At 35.0% G+C, this 18,106-nt stretch carries 15 protein-coding genes and 6 pseudogenes; 10 read left to right on the top strand and 11 right to left on the bottom strand.

The features are described from left to right. Positions 1 to 13 precede the first annotated feature (13 nt). Positions 14 to 565 (bottom strand): hypothetical protein, encoded by a 552-nt coding sequence (locus tag JN080_RS29715; protein ID WP_309144712.1) that lies wholly within the window; start codon positions 563 to 565, stop codon positions 14 to 16. Positions 566 to 630: 65 nt separating this feature from the next. On the opposite strand from JN080_RS29715, the pseudogene JN080_RS23775 reads away from it, so the two are divergent. From JN080_RS23775 to JN080_RS23770, 3 genes and pseudogenes are all read left to right on the top strand, one after another. After that, positions 631 to 696 (top strand): annotated as a pseudogene (locus JN080_RS23775) (YjcZ family sporulation protein); the annotation flags it as partial. Between the two features lie 194 nt (positions 697 to 890). Further along, a pseudogene (locus JN080_RS30005) lies at positions 891 to 1,467 on the top strand (tyrosine-type recombinase/integrase); the annotation flags it as partial. Between the two features lie 278 nt (positions 1,468 to 1,745). Then, positions 1,746 to 1,877 carry a hypothetical protein gene (locus tag JN080_RS23770; protein WP_256238467.1) on the top strand — a complete coding sequence of 44 codons (132 nt, stop codon included), beginning with the start codon at positions 1,746 to 1,748 and terminating at the stop codon, positions 1,875 to 1,877. Positions 1,878 to 2,032: 155 nt separating this feature from the next. Here JN080_RS23770 and JN080_RS23765 read toward each other — a convergent pair whose 3' ends face one another. Together JN080_RS23765 and JN080_RS23760 are read right to left on the bottom strand one after the other, a co-directional pair. Next, entirely contained in the window at positions 2,033 to 2,299 is a 267-nt protein-coding gene (locus tag JN080_RS23765) for a ferritin family protein (protein ID WP_256238466.1), read from the bottom strand. Positions 2,300 to 2,456: 157 nt separating this feature from the next. Then, entirely contained in the window at positions 2,457 to 2,939 is a 483-nt protein-coding gene (locus JN080_RS23760) for a ferritin-like domain-containing protein (protein WP_256238465.1), read from the bottom strand. A gap of 450 nt (positions 2,940 to 3,389) precedes the next feature. On the opposite strand from JN080_RS23760, the pseudogene JN080_RS30000 reads away from it, so the two are divergent. From JN080_RS30000 to JN080_RS23745, 4 genes and pseudogenes are all read left to right on the top strand, one after another. After that, a pseudogene (locus JN080_RS30000) lies at positions 3,390 to 3,683 on the top strand (DUF3231 family protein); the annotation flags it as partial. Beyond that, positions 3,680 to 4,105 (top strand): annotated as a pseudogene (locus JN080_RS23755) (DUF3231 family protein). The pseudogenes JN080_RS30000 and JN080_RS23755, both read left to right, overlap by 4 nt. Before the next feature lie 544 nt (positions 4,106 to 4,649). After that, positions 4,650 to 5,762, top strand: coding sequence for a lactonase family protein (locus JN080_RS23750; protein ID WP_256238464.1), 1,113 nt, complete (start codon positions 4,650 to 4,652; stop codon positions 5,760 to 5,762). 174 nt (positions 5,763 to 5,936) lie between these two features. After that, complete coding sequence (locus JN080_RS23745; RefSeq protein ID WP_256238463.1) at positions 5,937 to 6,194, top strand: MFS transporter; 258 nt, start codon at positions 5,937 to 5,939, stop codon at positions 6,192 to 6,194. A 122-nt stretch (positions 6,195 to 6,316) separates the two neighbouring features. On the opposite strand, the gene JN080_RS23740 is transcribed toward JN080_RS23745, so the two are convergent. The 3 genes and pseudogenes from JN080_RS23740 to JN080_RS23730 all read right to left on the bottom strand — a co-directional run bounded on the left by JN080_RS23740 (position 6,317) and on the right by JN080_RS23730 (position 9,750). After that, a complete protein-coding gene (locus JN080_RS23740) occupies positions 6,317 to 7,276 on the bottom strand; it encodes a DUF3231 family protein (protein WP_256238462.1) in 960 nt (319 codons plus the stop codon). A gap of 1,032 nt (positions 7,277 to 8,308) precedes the next feature. Next, a complete protein-coding gene (locus tag JN080_RS23735; RefSeq protein WP_256238461.1) occupies positions 8,309 to 8,797 on the bottom strand; it encodes a CBO0543 family protein in 489 nt (162 codons plus the stop codon). 456 nt (positions 8,798 to 9,253) lie between these two features. Beyond that, a pseudogene (locus JN080_RS23730) lies at positions 9,254 to 9,750 on the bottom strand (low molecular weight protein-tyrosine-phosphatase). Positions 9,751 to 10,238: 488 nt separating this feature from the next. Between JN080_RS23730 and JN080_RS29530 the strand changes: the two are divergent. Continuing rightward, a pseudogene (locus JN080_RS29530) lies at positions 10,239 to 10,331 on the top strand (YjcZ family sporulation protein); the annotation flags it as partial. Positions 10,332 to 10,419: 88 nt separating this feature from the next. Beyond that, positions 10,420 to 10,530, top strand: a complete 111-nt coding sequence (locus JN080_RS23720; RefSeq protein WP_256238460.1) for a YjcZ family sporulation protein — start codon at positions 10,420 to 10,422, stop codon at positions 10,528 to 10,530. Between the two features lie 185 nt (positions 10,531 to 10,715). Here the strand turns inward: JN080_RS23720 and JN080_RS23715 are convergent, their stop codons facing one another. Next, complete coding sequence (locus JN080_RS23715; RefSeq protein ID WP_256238459.1) at positions 10,716 to 11,894, bottom strand: cation:proton antiporter; 1,179 nt, start codon at positions 11,892 to 11,894, stop codon at positions 10,716 to 10,718. Between the two features lie 266 nt (positions 11,895 to 12,160). Beyond that, a complete protein-coding gene (locus tag JN080_RS23710) occupies positions 12,161 to 13,855 on the bottom strand; it encodes a chloride channel protein (RefSeq protein ID WP_256238458.1) in 1,695 nt (564 codons plus the stop codon). A 548-nt stretch (positions 13,856 to 14,403) separates the two neighbouring features. Here JN080_RS23710 and JN080_RS23705 point away from each other — a divergent pair. Next, a complete protein-coding gene (locus tag JN080_RS23705; RefSeq protein WP_256238457.1) occupies positions 14,404 to 14,808 on the top strand; it encodes a YetF domain-containing protein in 405 nt (134 codons plus the stop codon). 844 nt (positions 14,809 to 15,652) lie between these two features. Here JN080_RS23705 and JN080_RS23700 read toward each other — a convergent pair. From JN080_RS23700 to JN080_RS23690, 3 genes are all read right to left on the bottom strand, one after another. After that, positions 15,653 to 15,841, bottom strand: coding sequence for a hypothetical protein (locus JN080_RS23700; RefSeq protein WP_256238456.1), 189 nt, complete (start codon positions 15,839 to 15,841; stop codon positions 15,653 to 15,655). A 307-nt stretch (positions 15,842 to 16,148) separates the two neighbouring features. Then, positions 16,149 to 16,610: a GNAT family N-acetyltransferase gene (locus JN080_RS23695; protein ID WP_256238454.1), complete on the bottom strand. Its 462-nt coding sequence runs from the start codon at positions 16,608 to 16,610 to the stop codon at positions 16,149 to 16,151. A gap of 1,205 nt (positions 16,611 to 17,815) precedes the next feature. Then, positions 17,816 to 18,049 carry a hypothetical protein gene (locus JN080_RS23690; RefSeq protein WP_256238452.1) on the bottom strand — a complete coding sequence of 78 codons (234 nt, stop codon included), beginning with the start codon at positions 18,047 to 18,049 and terminating at the stop codon, positions 17,816 to 17,818. Positions 18,050 to 18,106 lie beyond the last annotated feature (57 nt).

The raw sequence follows: 18,106 nt of genomic DNA, 5'->3' as shown, positions 1-18,106 counted from the left end.
CGCTTCGTGTTTTTCAAGTATACAAATCTGATAAATCAGGTGATTGGGTCGTTTTTACACTATACTTGTAATCCATTAAAATTAAAATTGGCGTAATGTTTGCCCTTGCTGGTATGGATAAATCAAAAAAATGGATCGGAGACCATGCTGGAATAAGAAGAATTTCAACGGGAATCGGAAAGAATCGCGGCCACCTACATTGTCCTGTTAATGAAAGCATCACTCTTGTAAGGATGTTCACTTTTTCAATCCCGCCATTTTTCAAAATAAATTGTTTCGCTTTTTTCATGTTGTCTGCATCTTTTTCTATGCCGGAATAAAGCAATGCATAATAGGCTTCAATGGTAAGCGCCAGATTGCCGTCACCTTCATCGTAGAAGAGCTTCCAAGCCCCGTTTTGTTCTTGTTTACTTTTAATCTTGTTGACTAGCATTTGAATAAAATCTTCATCATCAATTTCTAATAACCGCAATAGGATGATCATATAGCAGTCAGTTTCAATCCCCGTATCAAATGGATAGGACCAAGATCCATCAGGATCCTGATCTTTTATAAGGAATTGCAAATTCTCTCTATTTCTTAAGTGCTAGAATTGTCTAATGTAGATGACTTCAATCTATTGTATAGGTTACCTTTGCTTTAATTGTTGTCTTGTTTATCCTATTAATCATCGTTGGAGCAGCTTGTTGGTATTAATTAAAAAAGTCCTAAACTGTTGCTTTTGAAAAGACCCTCTTTAGAGGGCACTGTTCGGGAAATATCTTTAAAAAGGGTGAGCACATAGTACTGTTTCACGCCTTATTCTGTTCCTCTACATATTGTGATTCAAAATTAAATCTTGTTTCTTGTAGCAGCCTCTTTTAAAAGGGCTTTTTACTGTTTTGTTTTTCGCATTCAGGCACCGATTTGGAGTTAATCTCATCAATAAAGGAATGAATATTTTACATGTACAAAAGCTTTTGGCTCATGCGAGCCCCGAAATGACCCTAGTGTACGCCCAAATTCACGATACAACTCTTCGTAAAGAATTGGAAAAGGCTTCAAACAATGGAGCTGTGAAGCTTCAAAAGGCGGTAAAATAATCGCCACTACACTAAAACAATAAGCTGATGAAAACGGATTAGAGCTTGAATGGATTCGCCACAACTTAGATTCTATTCGGTTAGATCATGGATTTTGCATTAAAAGTCCAAAAAACATTTGTGATTATCTAGAGCAGACATTAGAGCCACCATGTATTAAAAACAACTGCCGTGTTTCCATGTAGTTCAAACATTTTTAGATTTTTATAATGAACAAATCATAAAAATGGAGTCTGATATAAAGCTTTATCAAAAGTCTGGGAGAAATAGATCAATTGAGATTATAGAACCCAAGTTAAAAAAATATAAAGAGATTAGAGATGGTATTTTAAGGAACGGTGGGATTTATGGACTTCCTAAACTAAGAAGAGAATCAAGAAGCTGAATATGGAAGGAGATGAAAAATAATGGCTAATAAGAATCCGAATACAGAACCTTTACTTTGAAGTATTGAAGACAAAACTCAAATGACAAAGCAAAAAGTTGAAAACACAATAAAAGAAATGATTAAGCCAGCAAAAAAAGATAAATTTTAACTCTGTATCAGAAAGATCGGGAGTCTCCAAAACCATTTCTTTATAAACACAGCGACATTAGGGCTAGAATTGAAACACTAAGAAAGCAGGAGGAAAAATTAGAACATCAAAGCAAGTAAAACGAAAAATGACAGAACATTCTAAGGATGTGATAATTGAATCACTTCGAAAAAGAAATAAGCTTCTAGAAGAAGAAAACAAGAAATTGAAAGAACAATTAAAGGTGGATTGGGCAGCAATCTATAATGAAATTGATTAAAATAAATCGTATCTTTGATAACATGTAAACGATGAATGAGGTTCGATAGAACCTCATTTTTTTCGACGATACTGTATTTATGAGGATAGTTAAATAAGCAGAAGGGGAGAGTCTCCTTCTTTACTTTTTAAAAATTTTGTCAGAATATCAATCATTTAAATCCTTGTAAGACCTCTTTCAAATGCTGCAAGATGATTCAAAAAGGCATTACGAAGCTGAGAAAAAGCGGTTCGAACATCAGTAGGAATATTAAATGTTAGAAATCCTTCGTACATAGAAATATTGTCTATTTTTCCTTGTACCCCAGCGGCATATGCCGCTTTAATATTTTCTGGAGTTGTAACGAATGACCGCGATTCATCGTCAGGTAATGGGACCTGATAACGTTGAAAAAGTGGTAATAAAGCATTTATATGCCTCAATTCAGCACCTTTTTTTTATTTGTACAAATGTACGAATATATCCAAAGTTTCCTAGAATATCGTCATACCTTGCTTGGGCTAAGTATTCATCTTGAAGGGCATAAGTCAACATTTGAGGTAAGGTTAATGTGGAAGCACACCGTAATTTTGAGTTTGCCTATTCGTGTGAGTTTTCTTTAGACTTTTTGAAAAAAAACAAAAACCACATAGCGTGATTTTGTTCGTCTGCAGCTGCACGTCGAAATCTTTCTTTAATAATTGGATCCTTTGCTTTATCGACTATATCTAAATAAAAATCAACAGCTTCTTGTTCATCTTTAAAAGCAAATTCGATTCCTGTTCTATACTTGTTTGGGCAATCCTCAGTGATTTGATAGTATGGCTTTCTTCCTGTTAAATTTGTATAAATTTTGCTAAATTCTTCGAGATGCCGTTTTTCATCTTTTTGTATCTCAAGTATTCTGTTCTTTTCATCCTTTGTAGGTGCCATCATGGCTAACCTCTCATAACAAGCAACAGCACTATACTCCGCATTAATTGCTTTCTGAATATCATTTACAAGTTGAATGTCATTTGGCATACGATAATAATCATCATTATACTGTGGAACATAATGATAAAAATATTGATTTGAATACATGATTGTCCTCCTTCTGTATAACCATCAACATATCTTATGCTTTAAGTATAGGTTTTTGTGCAAGTTCATATCTCGTTCTTGTGCTGACTGGTGCTATTCTTGAAGAAATAGGAAACGCTCTTTCCTTATTGAAGGGGCATGTTAATGAAAGAAGTGTTTAGTCAACTATTTTTGTAAATAGAAGAAATCCAAACAATTGAGAATTTCTTAACATAAAGAATACATTTAATTCGTGTAAGACAAATTTAAAAAAGAATTTCAAAAACGAGGTGAAATATATTTGTCAGCTATATATAATCCTAAATTGACTTCTGCCAGAATTGGTCCTCTTTGGACACAGTATATGAATGAAACAGCGTCTATCTGTTTTCATACACATATGGAGTAGCACATAGAAGATAAGGAAATAATGGAACTATTTGAACATGCCATGTCACGAGTACAAAACAGCTTGAGAAAATAAAAGATTTCTTAAAGGGTGAAGGCTTCCCGCAACCAATTGGCTTTGGAAACCAGGATGTAACATTAAATAAACCACGCTTATTTTCTGACGTATATTGTTTACATTATTTAAATATTATGAGTATTTATGGTACCCAAGGTTACAGTGCTGCTATTACAACAAGCAGCTCACGGCATGATACACTTCAATATTTTACAGAATGCAATTCCGCTTCCATTGATTTTGTATTCGCACGAAAGAACTCTTACAAAAAAAGGGGTTGTATTTTCGTCTATCGGTGATTGTTCCTCCTGACAGACCAGATTTTGTACAGCACGAACATTTTTTAGAAGGCTGGTTTGGGGACCAGAGACCTTTATCTACTATTGAAATTGCAGATATTTATTTTAATTTAAAAAAGAGTATTTTTGCTAAAGCAGTAACATTGGCTTTCAGTCAAATTGCACCTTCCGAAAATGTCCGGAAATTTTTAATAGAAGCTGTACAAGTGAAAAATAAATACATTACTGAATTTCATGAAGTATAAAACGATGAAGATTTACCATCAGCACCAACTTTGGACTCAGAAATTAGTAATACGATTGAATCTCTATTTTCGGATAAGTTAATTCTTTTTCATGTTAGTTTTTTATTTTCCACCGCAATGGACTATTATGGACAAGGGTGGTCTCGTTCACCAAGAAGGGATTTGAGCCCCAAATAGCAAAAGCAATTCTTGATGATGTGGGTATAGGAGGAAAATGTGTGGATGTAATGATAAAGAATGCTTGGCTTGAGCAACCTCCTCTAGCAGCAGACCGAACCGAACTAAGAAAGTAACCGACTCGTGAAGTCGGTTTTTTGATTTTTTACTTCAATTGAATTTTGTTCCTCCTTTCAGGCAAATGTATCACTTTAAAAACGGAAAACGATACTACAAAGAAAGTCCAGCATTTTGATTATGAAAAAACTGGTCTGTGAAGAAATTCACTTAAACTATAGGGGGCGATTCTTCAATAAAGAGGGATCGCTCTTTCCTTCTTGAAGTTACTGGCAGTTTAGTTTGACAACCCATTGTACCGATTTGAAATAAAATGATAAAAAAGATGGTGACTCATAAGGTCGATAATTAACTACGAGTCCCCTCTTTTTTAATACAGGAAAGTCTTTAATAATATGAAATTTGGGTTTCGCTAGCCGCTGATACATTTCCGGAATTTAAATAGCAAAAGAACCATATAAAATTATGAAAGGAGGAGAGTAATAAAATGCAGATAATGAGCAATTATTTTCGCTCGCGTGCGGGTATGGTGTACATGATGACGAATAATGAAGTAATGAATCAAATCATTACCTTTTTCAGGGACATGAATGGAATGCTCACATTTGCGGGTTCTTATCCAACCTATGGCAGAGGTACAGGTACAAAAGAAGTCTCTGGTGCAACAGCGAACGATGGCGTCGATCCATTATCATCACAAGGCTCACTTACTTTATCACGAGATGGACGTTTTCTACTCGCAGTAAACACAGGGAGCAATAGCATCAGTAGTTTCATTTTAAACGATAGCGGAGTGCCCGTTTTGGCGGATGAGAAGCCATCAGGAGGTACTCAGCCGAATAGTGTAGATGTGTTTGGTAATATTCTATATGTCTCCAATGTGGGTAATGCTGCAAACAATTTTTCATCCAATATCTCTGGTTTTCACATAGACGATAACGGGCGCCTTACTCCTATTCCCTTTTCGATCCATTCTCTAAGTACTTTCAATGCACAGCCTGGGCAGGTTCTCTTCACTCCAGACGGTAGTAAAATCCTTGTCACCGAGCTGACATCAAACCATCTTAGTATTTTTCATGTAAATAATAAAAATGGTACGGTTACAGGTCCAATCGTTACTGATTCTTATGGTCAAGGACCATTGGGGGCCCGTTTTCTTTCTTCTGGAATCCTCTTAGTTACAGAATCAATAACAAACGCGCTTTCATCCTATTCATTGAGTAACAACGGTATTCTCCATGTGATTAGCGGTTCTGTGCCAAACGGATATTTGACCGCTTGTTGGATTGTAACAACGAAGGATGAACAATTTGCATACACTACCAACACCGCAAGCGGCACCATTTCAACCTACCGTATCGATGCTAACGGGGCTCTGTCGGTGGCAGGACATATTACCAGTACACCGCCTGGTACAGCACCAGGTCTGCCGATTGATGTGGGAGTGAGTAAAGATGGACGGCATTTTTACACACTTAACGGAAATCAGGGTACAGTATCAGTATTTAATATACAAGCTGATGGTAGTCTTGTAAGATTACAGGTTGCTGCGTGGACTAACCTGCCTTACTTTGGGTCGCAAGGTTTAGCTGTTCTTTGAATCGATGTTATCAAATAAAGGTAAGGAGGCAGAAAATTAGATGACATGACTCTTCCTCAATGTGATTTAAACAGTGGGATTGCGAAGGTAATCCCATTGTTTATCAAATATGATTCTATTTATTTGGTCTTATCATGTTTGGGATCGGCTCTGCAGTATCGGGGCAGGCATACGATGACGGAACTAATATGGGCGCGTGCTTTTCAGGGGATTGGTGCCGGTGCCATGATGAGTATACCGCGTGCCACAGTGGGTGACATTTTTACACCTCAAGAACGGGGAAAATGGATGGGCGTTATGATGTCGGTGTTTGGCTTATCCAGCATCATCGGTCCAGCACTCGGCGGATGGATTACAGACACATTATCATGGAGATGGGTATTTTATATTAATTTGTCGATTTTTAAACTTTTCCGAAAAATCCATCTGTGAAATCTTGGCTGTACGTCTGCTCACTTGGGGGGCATGACGCTGTGGGTGTCGCTTATGGAATTCGTGTAACTGGTCTATGTGCCGAGAAGTTTCTATTTCTTGATTAGCACCTGCCATCGTTTCTATTTATGTGACCAATTAGACACAGGTGGTTCATTAAACCAATTTTTCCTTATTAATAACTTCAGCCCTTTCTCTGAGTAGTTTTCAATCATCTTGATTAGTTCCTTTAAAGAATCTATATGATCCTTTTTATAACTGGATACCACTGCATTTTGTAGATTGGTTATACTTACTGGATTAAGGAACATTATTAAGTTTGCCATTAATTTATCTGAAAAAGGTGATTCCTTTACTTTATTAACGTGAGCCTCTAGTCCAGTTGTAGTTGGAATTCCATTTTCTCTATAGATATCGGATAAAGAGGCTGATTGATAAAATGCTAACTTTTTCCCTTCTAGTATAAATTTCTTTGTGTCCATATCCTCTACGACTTCAGAAAAACCGGTACAAAGAGCAATTCCAACATTGTTACATTGAAGGGCACCGAACATATTTGCCAATTCTACCGCATTAAGTGGTCGTTGCTGAGGTGATGCAACTTTGAATAGTTTCCTATCCCTTTCATCTGCTTTTTTATAAGAGAACGAATTATTTTGTAATAAATCTTTATCATTAAGCAATTTTAATAAAGATAAATCTAATTGAATTACATCAATAAGTAGTTTTTTATAAAAATTTTTTACTTTATAATCTGTTAATTCAACATATTGAACAGCAAGCGCTCGCAATCCATTACTCGTTATATGCTTTAAGATCTCTATAATTAATTGGTCTGAAAATAGCTTTGTTGTTGAACTATATATATCATCTTCCCTGAAGAACGGTGTATCTTTATAACCTTCCTCAGACAATAATTGAGTAGCCTCTTGTTCTTGATATGTAGAGATTTCATATATTTCATTTAAAATATTCCTTAAATCGGTATCCTCAGAAGTTTCACTAAGATATTTTAAAAAAAAATTCATCATGTTTGAACTTGATTGTAAGTACCAAAGGAAACCTAATTCATTTACGTTCATTGTTATACCCCCTAAAGACTCAATTTCTTTTTTTATTTTTTCAAAAAAATTCTTGATTATTCATGAATCAGTAATTCTTTCTAAATACACTCAGAGTTTCATTGTATGGGTTGAACCTTTCGAAAAGGAACAACATTTCATATATCCGACCAAACTGATGTTGGTAATATAATGATTCAAAAATATTGAGGTGAATATCTAAAGCTAACTTCCTTTAATGGGGAAAGTGAGTTATTTTGTAGAGGGCGAACAGTTTTGTAGACGGAATCAAGTCCCCATTGGCAGAGACGTTCCACCTTGGCTACTATGATCATAAAACCTAATAAAAATAGGGCTACCATAAAAACTTTCGTCGCGAAGACTTTCAATCATGCTATGAAGAGCAAATTCAAAAATATCCAACCATGGTAGGTATTGATACACAAGTTATTCAAAAAAAGATTGAGTAAGGAAGATTTGGCAAATCATTAAGTAGAAGGAGGATTTGAAATGAAATTTACTATTCGTATTTTCTTCAGGGAAAACTTCGAAGATTTCGTCAGTAACTTTTTCTATTTGAATATTGTTAGGGCGAATAAATTTTTGGTTTCGTGCTCTTCATCAAATTGCTAAAGGGGACTTTATCGATTACAGAGCCGTTTTTGGTTGTGTATTTTTAGTATTAGATAAACTTTCTTTAAATTTATCTGGATTAGATATAAATGAGTAATAGGCTTCCCTAAATACTTTTATATTTCTAAATTTTTCCTAATAAAAAGTTTGTTTTTTAAGGAAGAAGAGAAAAAAAGAGAAGATCTTTACGGCGAAGTGGAAAGATAGCCGTTATACGTTTCAGTCGAGATCTACCCTGGCTACTGATATAATAAGACCAAAATAAATAAGGTCAACCAGAAATATTTAGCATTCTGGCTAAACTTATAATACGAAAGGGGCAGGTTAATGAAATAAGGTATGAACCCTTTTTAATAAATATAAATTCATTGTATCAATTTAATGGCTTTTTTCATGAAAAAATCCTGTACCCAAAGAAAATTAATTTTTTGAAACAGGAATGTTATTTGCTTTTCGGACTATAGCGATAAAAGCCCGAGACATAAGTAAAGTTATACTTGAAGTCCAGAAGCTAGTAAAGGAATTCCATCCGTTTTTAAATTTAATTAAAGACGTTTTCTTCTCTAAGAAATACTCTGTTACAGCCATTGGAATAGTAAAATAGAATGATTTAACAATTATACCTAAAATATTGGATTTCTTAGTAACTTGGTTATAGTAAACACAGTTTATAGGATAAAGTAAATAATCAAAAATAAAGCTAATATCAAAGGATTTAAATAAATTTATTGGATATTTGATGTATCCCTTTTTCACAATTATATTATCTAAAAGTGTAGATATAAATCCTTTAAATAGAAAGATAAGTAACCAATCTTTTGCGGGTGGTTTTCTCATCAAATTTATGAATGAAATTATTCCAAAAATTAATAAAACCCTTAATATGTTTTTCTCTAATGTGTGTTTCATAACTTCACCTCATAAGTAAGTATGCTCAATTCGATGGAGAAAACATCTAGGAAAAAATGTTAATTGATGGTACTTATTCAAAGGTAAAAAAACACAGAATCATGTGTAAATGAATGTTGTAACACATACAATGTGTGGATTTCCAGTTAATCCTTGCTGTCCATCACCATTTGGATATTAGCTTCTTTCACCCCCGCCATTTAGGGAGGGGTATTTTATAAAAGGGCGTTTTTTTACTTCCCAATGTGGTTTATTATGTAATATTTCTTATTAAAGCAGTTGTGGCAAGAGATAAAGATGGGGATGCTGCGGAGGTCCAGATTAGTTCAGCAATCGGGCGCTATTCCATTACAAGCAAGGATTTGTGTCCACTTAAGTCCTTTTTACAATGTTGCTTATTTGAACCATTTTGTTAACTAATGCATGACTTCCAACAGAAAATCATGCATTAGGTTGTTATTTACTTAAGAGGAAGGTGAATCTAGCAGGATCAAAGTTTTGTTTGTGCCGAATTTTATTGAGTAATGCATGGCAGCCAGCTGAAACAAGACGATACGTTTCTTCAAAATCACCTGTGAAAAATGGGTCAGGGACATCTTTTTTGTATTTGGTCAGATCGAGTAAACTAATAATCTTGAGATGATTTGGTCTACCCGTTATACTGTATATATTTTTATGTTGCTATGGTCCATTCCGATAATATAGTCGAACTTCCAAAAGTCTTCTTTGTTTAGGTGGCGTCCAATCAGCCCGTCAGAAGGAACTTTGTGTTTCCATAGAATATTAAGTGTTCCTTCGTGCGGAGGGAAGCCAATTTGCCAGGGACTAGTTGCAGCTGAATCAACTGCAATTTTGGTAATCAAATTTTCCTTTTTGACTAAGTGGCGAAATAAAGCTTCAGCCATCGGTGAACGGCAAATATTACCCAGACATACAAATAAAACGTTGATCATAAACTTAACCCCTTTTAACTTATCAAAATTTTAATTAGTTACGAAATGAATTATATATAAAAATAGAGGATTGGATAGATTGATGTTTTACAAACATCCACATTATTAGAGTCTTTTTTTCCAAAGTGCTCCAACGTATAAGAATTATAAACATCAATGGTTGGAGCGAAACTATCTCCATAAGCACTATTTGGAATGTAAAGAGTCATCTTACCAAACATAATTTCAAATTATGTACAAAACAGAAATGCTGGAACGGTGCACTCCTCATTATAGAGATCGATTTCAGAGAAGATCCCTTATATCTTTTATGATCGTGTTAAAATTGAGGGTTTTTCTAGTAACAAAATTGAACGATAGGTTAAACATTAATTTAATAGATTTAGTAAGCGGAAATTTAATTTATAAAATCAAAAGTGTATAAAACGCCCTTGCATCCTTCTTGTTTTTACATAGCTTGTAATAACAATGAGAAAGGGGGGTTTGGCATGGCTGATGGTGCAGGTTACGGTGCAGGTTTTGCCCTCATCGTTGTATTATTTATCCTACTTATCATTGTAGGAGCATCTTATGTCGGTGGAGGCTTCGGCGGCTACGGAGGTTTTGGTGGCTTCGGCGGGTGGTATTAATTAAAACTCATCCTTCGTTTGTGAAAGGAGGGGATTTAATATGTGCTACGGTGGCTACGGCTACGGTGGCTACGGTTACGGCGGTGGTTTTGTTTTAATCGTCGTATTGTTTATTCTTTTAATCATTGTTGGAGCAGCTTGCTGGTATTAACCTAATTACACTTTTAAGTGAGAAAAGCCTTTATATAAGGCTTTTCTTTTTGGGTAATCCAGACTTTAAATACACCTTCCGAAAAGGAGGGATTTCACCTGACCTCTTCTTCCTATATTCAAAGGTAAGGAAATTTTTCGTGTAATATAGTATCTGTGAAAGGCCTCTTGGATTTGTTCATTTAGTTAAATCTTTAACTTTTTAACAAGGGGTTTAATGGTTGTTCCTTGTATAAGCAAAGAAAAAAGAACATTTGCAAAGGTCATGGCTAAAAGTAAGTCCTTCCCGGAGAAATCGGATGAAATTGATAAAATAAGTGCAATTGATAGTGATCCTTTGAGCCCTCCCCAGCCAATTACAGTTTTCCATGATTGCGGAACCGTTTTATCAAAGATTAAGCTTGTAATAACTGCAACAATTCGTGAAAGGACTACAACAATGATACTTCCTATCACAACTGGCCATTTACCTTCGAGACTGATCCGAGTGACCTCTAAACCAACCATAAAAAATATTAGGGCATTGGCAAGAAAGGCAATAGCTTCCCAAAAGGCATCCATTTCGCGCATCGTTTGTTCAGACATTCCAATCTTCTTTCCGTAACTGCCAAAAATTAAACCTGCCGTACCGACTGATATTACACCTGAGAAATGGAAGTGCTCAGCAAGTTCAAAAGCTCCATAAAACAGAACAATGGATATGCCAATCTCAATTAAATGTTGGTCAATATGCCGAGTAATACGGGAAGCCAAAAAGCCAAATAAAACTCCAACAATGATTCCTCCCAAAACAACCTTAAAAAATTCTATAGATGCTGAAAAAATCCCAGAGCCGGTAATGGCAGTGGTAATAAGGGCAATCTTAAATAACACAACTGCTACCCCATCGTTTCCTAAACTTTCTCCTTCCACAATTATAGAAAGTCTTTTATTCAATTTCATTGATTTAAAAATCGTTAAAACCGAGATAGGATCCGTGGCTGACATTACTGCTCCAAATATAATCGACTCTTGCAGAGGTAGTTTCAAGGCAAAGAATGAAAGCGCTGAAACGAATAAAAAAGTCAAAAACGTTCCTAAAAGGGATAACAATAAAATCGGTCTTTTGTTTTCTCTCAGTCTATTGATTGGCAGTTTTAGAGTAGCTTCACCTAATAATGCTGATAAAAATATCATAATAATAACGGTTTGAAAGACTTTATCACTTGTCACTTGGTGTTTAATTCCCTCTAATACAGGAATATGGAAGAAGCCTATTATAAGTCCCGCTATAACAAGAAGAGTCGGATAAGGTTGATTTATTTTTTCAGCGATAAAAGCAACTCCAACAGCGATTGCCAGAAGAATAATCCAAATTTCAATCATCACTTTGTTCCCCTTTCTTTGATATTTTCCCTAAAAAGCTCTTTTTTTATGGAAAATAAAAAGAGCCTGCCATAAAGGACATAATAATCCCTTTATGACAGGCTCCCCCAATAAGAATTTTTTTATTAATTTTACCATAGAAAAATACAAATGGCACAGTTATTTGGTAAGTTCTTATTTAGAAATTAATAACCTAAAAAATTCAAGGTCAATTAGCTTTTAAATAAAAATTAATTGCACCATTTGAAATATTTCTAGGGGATTTCTTACTCTTTATAACATTTAATAATATCCGAGCTCCCAAGAACACCTATAGGTTTAAAGTTATCATCAACCACCAGTAGATAGTGGAGACCTAATTGATTCATAATCTTACTTGCTTCACTGAGTGTTGCTTTTGAAGATACATGCCCGATTTTCTTAGGGAGAATACCAGTTATAGTATAGCTTCCATGTTTGTGTTGGAGTTCCTCCAGTACCTGGGCTCTTGAAACGCTCCCTAATAAATTTCCTTCCATATCACGAACGGTAGCAAACCATTCCTCACTATTTTCAAAATTTTTATAGGCTTCATCCAATGTCATTGTATCTCGTAAACAAAGCTTTTCTGGGTGCATGGCTTCTTCAACTAAAAAGGACGAGAGAATGTCTGCACTACGTTTGCGAATAATATCAAATCCTCTTTTTGCTAATTTCATCGTATAAATACTTTCTCGATTTAACTTTGTAGATACAGTTGTTGCAATAACACTTGCAAGCATTAAAGGTAAAATAAGCTGGTAATTTCCCGTCATTTCAAATAACATGATCATGGCCGTAATCGGGGCGTGTGCGGATCCAGCAAATACTGTACTCATGCCTACCGCTGCAAATACACCATCATTAATTTGCATTTGGGGAAACAACATTTTAAATATAATCCCAACAGCACCGCCAAGCATAGCACCCTGATACAAACCTGGTGCAAAGACACCCCCGGATCCACCCGAAGCAATTGTGATTGATGTCATTAACAATTTTAGTACCAGCAAAATAAGGAGCATACTGAAACCAATATGAGCCATTAGTGCTTTTTCCACAGAAGGATAACCCACTCCAAGCACTTGTGGGAAAAAATATCCAACTGCTCCAACAAAGATACCGCCAATTGCTGGTTTGAGCCATTCAGGAAGGGTCTTTAGTTTATCCCATAAGTTTTCGAAAAAAAGAAGCACCCTGCTATAGGCGGCACCGTATAAACCACCAATGATTCCGAGGACAGCAAATAAAAATAAAATGGGAATTCCTGATACTTGGTAATGTGGAATAGGAAAGGAAGCCATATTCCCAAAATAAACACGTCCGATTGCAGCAGATAACACAGATGAGATTACAATTGCACTAACATTCGCCATAGCGAAATTTCCTAAAACAACTTCAAAAGCAAAAAGTGCTCCACCAATAGGTGCATTAAATGTGGCTGCTATCCCTGCTGCTGCCCCACAAGCGACCAAAGTTTTTAAATGATGCTCCCTTATGTGCAGGATCCGTCCAAAAGTTGATCCCCATGCAGCTCCAATCTGAACAATTGGGCCTTCTCTCCCTACCGAACCTCCAGAACCAATACAAATAGCAGATGCAAGAGCTTTAAAAACAACAATGCGCGGGCGGATCACGCCTTTATTTTCAGTTACAGCATACATCACTTCCGGTACTCCGTGCCCCTTAGCTTCCCTTGCAAAAAAATGTACAAGCAACCCTACCATTAATCCACCTATAATTGGAACAAAAAGCGTTCTAACTCCATGAAAAGAAGCAAGTTCTGTTTGGTTATGTTGAAAAAATAAAAAAGTAAATTCATTGATTAACCATCGAAAACCAACTGCCCCATAACCACCACCAAGCCCAATAACTGCTGCATAAAAAAGCAGTGTTGTTTGCTCTGAAAAGTTTTTACTCAGCCGATGTTCCAAAAACGACAATTTTTAATACCCCCCAAATCCAAATATTATATTAGTTATACTATATTTATTGTAGTCAGTAAAAAAATATTGTTTAGGTTATTGTATTGAGCAATTTTTTTCATAAAAACCTCATTCATTAAGAACCAAATAAATTGTGTTTTTGAAAGAAAAGATAGGTGAACAGGTAACGTGAAAAACAGAAGAAAGGAAAAGGTTAATTATCAGTAAGTGAATACTATTTTAAATAAAACAAACTGCCATGAATGGAGTTAATTGCCAGGTGAAATAAAAAATAAGATTGAAATTTTGGAAAATACTATTACCGATAAAAAAATAAAGGGGTGTAAGGAGGGTGATAACTAACTTTTTGTCTCATTTACCTTCATTGCCATATCCATTAAAGGCATTGTTAATTTTAGCCTCTGGTGTTATCCTACTGCGTTGCAGGGAAACGCTCAATTACTCAAATGACCGTACCTGAAGTAATATTCATGATTGCTATCGGAACAATATTAATTCAACCACTTGGTTTTAAAAAAGAATGGTAATCTGTTTACGGAGGAACATTGCTTACTATCGATTTAGTGCTCCTAGCTAAAATTCAATTATATTCTCCGTTAATAAGAAAACTGGTATTTGGAATACCTTCAGTGATTAAAAAAGATGGGAAAGTAATCATGAAGGAACTGAAAAAAGCAAATATAACAGTGGAAGATGTTGAAATGAGGCTTAGGATGGAAAAGGTTTTTAGTATAGAAGATGTTGTATTAGGAGTACTTGAGCCTAGTGGACGATTGTCTCTAACACTTAAACCAGAAAAAATTCCGGCAACAAAAGGAGATATTCAAAGATTAATGGATATGCTTACTGAAATCACTCAACATAAGACAGAGTATAGTGTAAATGAGATTCCACCCTTATTTCAAGAGGCTTATCAAGAGGCAAAAACAAAAGATTATCATCAACATTAAAACCAAGCGTGTGACGACAAACCCAGTTTAGGAATAGGTTGTATGGAAATAAGTATATGGACATATATTGTTTTAGTTGGTTCCGCCATTTTCTTTAACACTGTTGCTTTTGTTCTCCCAAAAAGATTAACTCGATTTGAGATTTACGGTACTGGGGTATTTTTCCCTTTCTTGCGTAGTACTATCGACACCTATCTATCGATAAGGTTTAATTTGTACGGTTATCTTAGAGAAGGAATCACAGATTTTATGACTTTGTTTATAACTTTAGCCACGATTGGTACTGGTATTATTAGGCTTAATTTTTATCCTTTTCAAAAAGAATTTATATCTAAACTCATTTACTTATTTATGCTTAGTACCCTTTGGTGTTTATATGAAATATTTTGTTTAAAAGTACATCTTCTATATTATCATCAATGGAAATTATGGATTTCATTTTTTGTTTACCCAATTCTTTTTTACGTAGGAACATTGAATATTCGTTTTATAAGAAAATTTTTAAGATGAATTAGTATAAATTCTTTCGTGAACATCTTTACTTAAATTAAAAGGGGGCTAGAGTGACAGAATATGTTCCGGCAAATGATTGCTGTGACGATCATTATTTTGTTGAGCAAAGTTTCAGGTTAACACAATAAGCGATTGCATTATTCTACAAAGGTTAATACTTTATTTTGTTGAATACGTTTGGTGAAAAGCCATTAAGGAATTTTATACTATTGGAATGAAATCTGGAAGTAAGAAATTCACGTTTATTTAAAAAGAATAAAGGCAATTCTCCGTTAAAGAAAATCGCCTCCGTTGATCGACAAATTTTAAAAAGTCATTCTCATTAAATAGCCTATACCCAACCAGGGAAACCTCCAAACCCCATTCCATAACCACCGAAACCCATACCTGGGAAACCTCCAAACCCCATTCCAGGATAACCACCGAAACCCATTCCTGGGAAACCTCCAAACCCCATTCCATAACCGCCGAAACCCATTCCAGGATAGCCTCCAAACCCCATTCCAAATAGTCTATACATTTATATCTCCTCCTCAATTTGTTTCAAAATTAATGTATGTGTCTATTTAGAATGAGGAATAGATAATTGCCTATAAATATTTTTTATATCTTTTATTTAAAGTAATGAAAAGTCCCAATTCCAGAGAATCCAGAAAAACAAATTAAATTAGCTTTCAACTTCTTGTTGAAGTAAACTCATTCGTTAAATAATTAAGCATTTTGTATTAAACTTAGGCCTACCAGTTCATGTAAAGAAAAGGCAGCTAAAATAGGCTGCCACTTTTGATTGAGTAACTCTTTCTTTCGTCTTGTTGCCAATTAATTAGTTATTTCACTTTCTGATATTCAATTAGGGTCAATCTACTATTTATTTTCTGTTCACCTGTTTTTCGGTAGCCTAACTTTTCATAAAAATGGCGATTTCGAACATTATCTTTGGGTGTGTTAAGGCTCCAAGTTTTAACGGTTGGAAACTTTCGTTCAATCTCATTCATTATCGTCGTCCCAATGCCATTATTTTGACAATCGCTGTGAAGGAAAATACGAAACAAGTGAAAATGGGTATCAGTTAAAATCAATATACATACACCGCCATTGATTTTTCCATCAATATAAACGGTGTAATGTAAAGATTGGTTCAGCCTGTATCTGAAAAAGTCTATATGTTCAGTTGCAGGACTGGAATCATAATCTTGATATTTTTTTAAATCAGATTGAAATACTTCTTTTTGGATGTTAAACAAACTGTCTGCTTCAGTTATTTTTGACTTTTTAAGAGATAATTCCATAAAATCACCTCAAGACGTATTTCAATCATCATATGGTGATCTTATGTCTTTGCTCACCAGAAAAAAAGAGCTTCGACCTCGCAGTAGAAATTCTATGAGCAATTTTTTCCGTCCTAGGTTATTAGTAATTTTGCTGAACGGGATTCAATATTAGAGGTTATGCATCGCTGATGGATAAAAGTTGAGAGCAATTGTGAAATTGAATCGCCTTTATTATTTGATGTTATTGAATATGTTTAAATGAAAAGTAAAATGACGAAGAAGGGAAGCGTGGTTCTTTGGGTAAGGAACAACAACTCCATTTTGTTAATTTAACCAAAAGATTAAAAAGATAGAGGGAAAAATCGGACGTGCCTGTCTTGTTACTTAAGTAGTTACGATTGATTATAGGGGCTATTAGTCGTCTTATTATTGGGTGTAGTCACGGGTGAAGTATCACTGCCAGTGTCTCCAACTCCTTCATTTCTTTTATAGGTAGTTAACTTTCCGATGGACTGATTAGGTCCAAAATTGACCAAAACCTGGCTGTTGTCTTGAGAGTTGATATTTATTGAATAGATGTTAAAATAATACACTACATTCTTCCACTCCTTATTCTGTTGACTTTCTATAATATATTCAAACAATTTCTGCTTGACTGCTTGTTTTTTACTAGATTTGAAAATGGTTTTAAGCCATAATTATAGGTTACTAAAAACTTATTAAAGCACTACACTACATTTAAGTACACTACTTCACAAAATATTGCATTTCTAAATAACCTTGACATCTTTAGTGAAATTTATTTTCCATTTACTTCCATTTTATTCTTCCTCAATTTTTAGCTTAAAAAAATGTTCAAATTAATCTTGAGAAATTTCCAACGTCCCGAGTAGTCGCTTCAATTGTATATCAATAGAATTCAAAACTTTCTCCATCAAATCTTCACCTTTTTTTGTAAGTGAAGTGAAATGGTTCGTCTGTTTTCAGATGGTATTATCCTTTCAACTTTCACTATGAACTATTCGGTCGATTACTCCAATAACGGTACTATTCGTGAGTCTTAGTTTTTCAGAAAGTGCACTTAACCCAATATTCGGATTAGTGTTTTCTATTACCGAACTACCCCATGTTCGAAACTTTGAAATATTGAACACAGTCCATAAAAGCGAGTAAACAAAAAGAAAGAAAGAAAGAGAATCCCCTTTCCTTCAATACTTAATCTTTTACGTACTTGGTAAAATGGTTCCTAACAAGTTACCGACAGCTCCAGCAATTTGCTGGACATTCGCTTGTTGTGCAGCTGTTAGAGCGCCAGTTCCTGGATTTGTAACTGTGAGACAGACAGGTCCAAGGTCGATATGAATTCCTAGCAAGACAACGTGAACTCCTCCTGGAATACTTACACAGAGAATTTCATTACCCTCACAGCAACTTTCACATGGTTGTGGATCAGCCAAAACGCATCATCTCCTTTCTAAAAGAAGGTATAGTATTCTATGAAAAGGCATGTCCAA

It is taken from the genome of Bacillus sp. EB600 (assembly GCF_024494385.1).
Taxonomy (GTDB): domain Bacteria; phylum Bacillota; class Bacilli; order Bacillales; family Cytobacillaceae; genus JAEVLT01.
The sequence above is the reverse complement of the archived record's forward strand: the minus strand, read 5'-3'. Positions and strand labels throughout refer to the sequence as shown.

Excerpts from the sequence above, each read along its gene's own strand:
- JN080_RS23740 (WP_256238462.1), bottom strand. The coding sequence starts at position 7,276 with ATGAACGTAAATGAATTAGGTTTCCTTTGGTACTTACAATCAAGTTCA.
- JN080_RS23715 (WP_256238459.1), bottom strand. The coding sequence starts at position 11,894 with ATGATTGAAATTTGGATTATTCTTCTGGCAATCGCTGTTGGAGTTGCT.
- JN080_RS23735 (WP_256238461.1), bottom strand. The coding sequence starts at position 8,797 with ATGAAACACACATTAGAGAAAAACATATTAAGGGTTTTATTAATTTTT.
- JN080_RS23700 (WP_256238456.1), bottom strand. The coding sequence starts at position 15,841 with ATGTATAGACTATTTGGAATGGGGTTTGGAGGCTATCCTGGAATGGGT.
- JN080_RS23695 (WP_256238454.1), bottom strand. The coding sequence starts at position 16,610 with ATGGAATTATCTCTTAAAAAGTCAAAAATAACTGAAGCAGACAGTTTG.
- JN080_RS23745 (WP_256238463.1), top strand. The coding sequence starts at position 5,937 with ATGACGGAACTAATATGGGCGCGTGCTTTTCAGGGGATTGGTGCCGGT.
- JN080_RS23760 (WP_256238465.1), bottom strand. The coding sequence starts at position 2,939 with ATGTATTCAAATCAATATTTTTATCATTATGTTCCACAGTATAATGAT.
- JN080_RS23770 (WP_256238467.1), top strand. The coding sequence starts at position 1,746 with ATGACAGAACATTCTAAGGATGTGATAATTGAATCACTTCGAAAAAGA.
- JN080_RS23720 (WP_256238460.1), top strand. The coding sequence starts at position 10,420 with ATGTGCTACGGTGGCTACGGCTACGGTGGCTACGGTTACGGCGGTGGT.
- JN080_RS23750 (WP_256238464.1), top strand. The coding sequence starts at position 4,650 with ATGCAGATAATGAGCAATTATTTTCGCTCGCGTGCGGGTATGGTGTAC.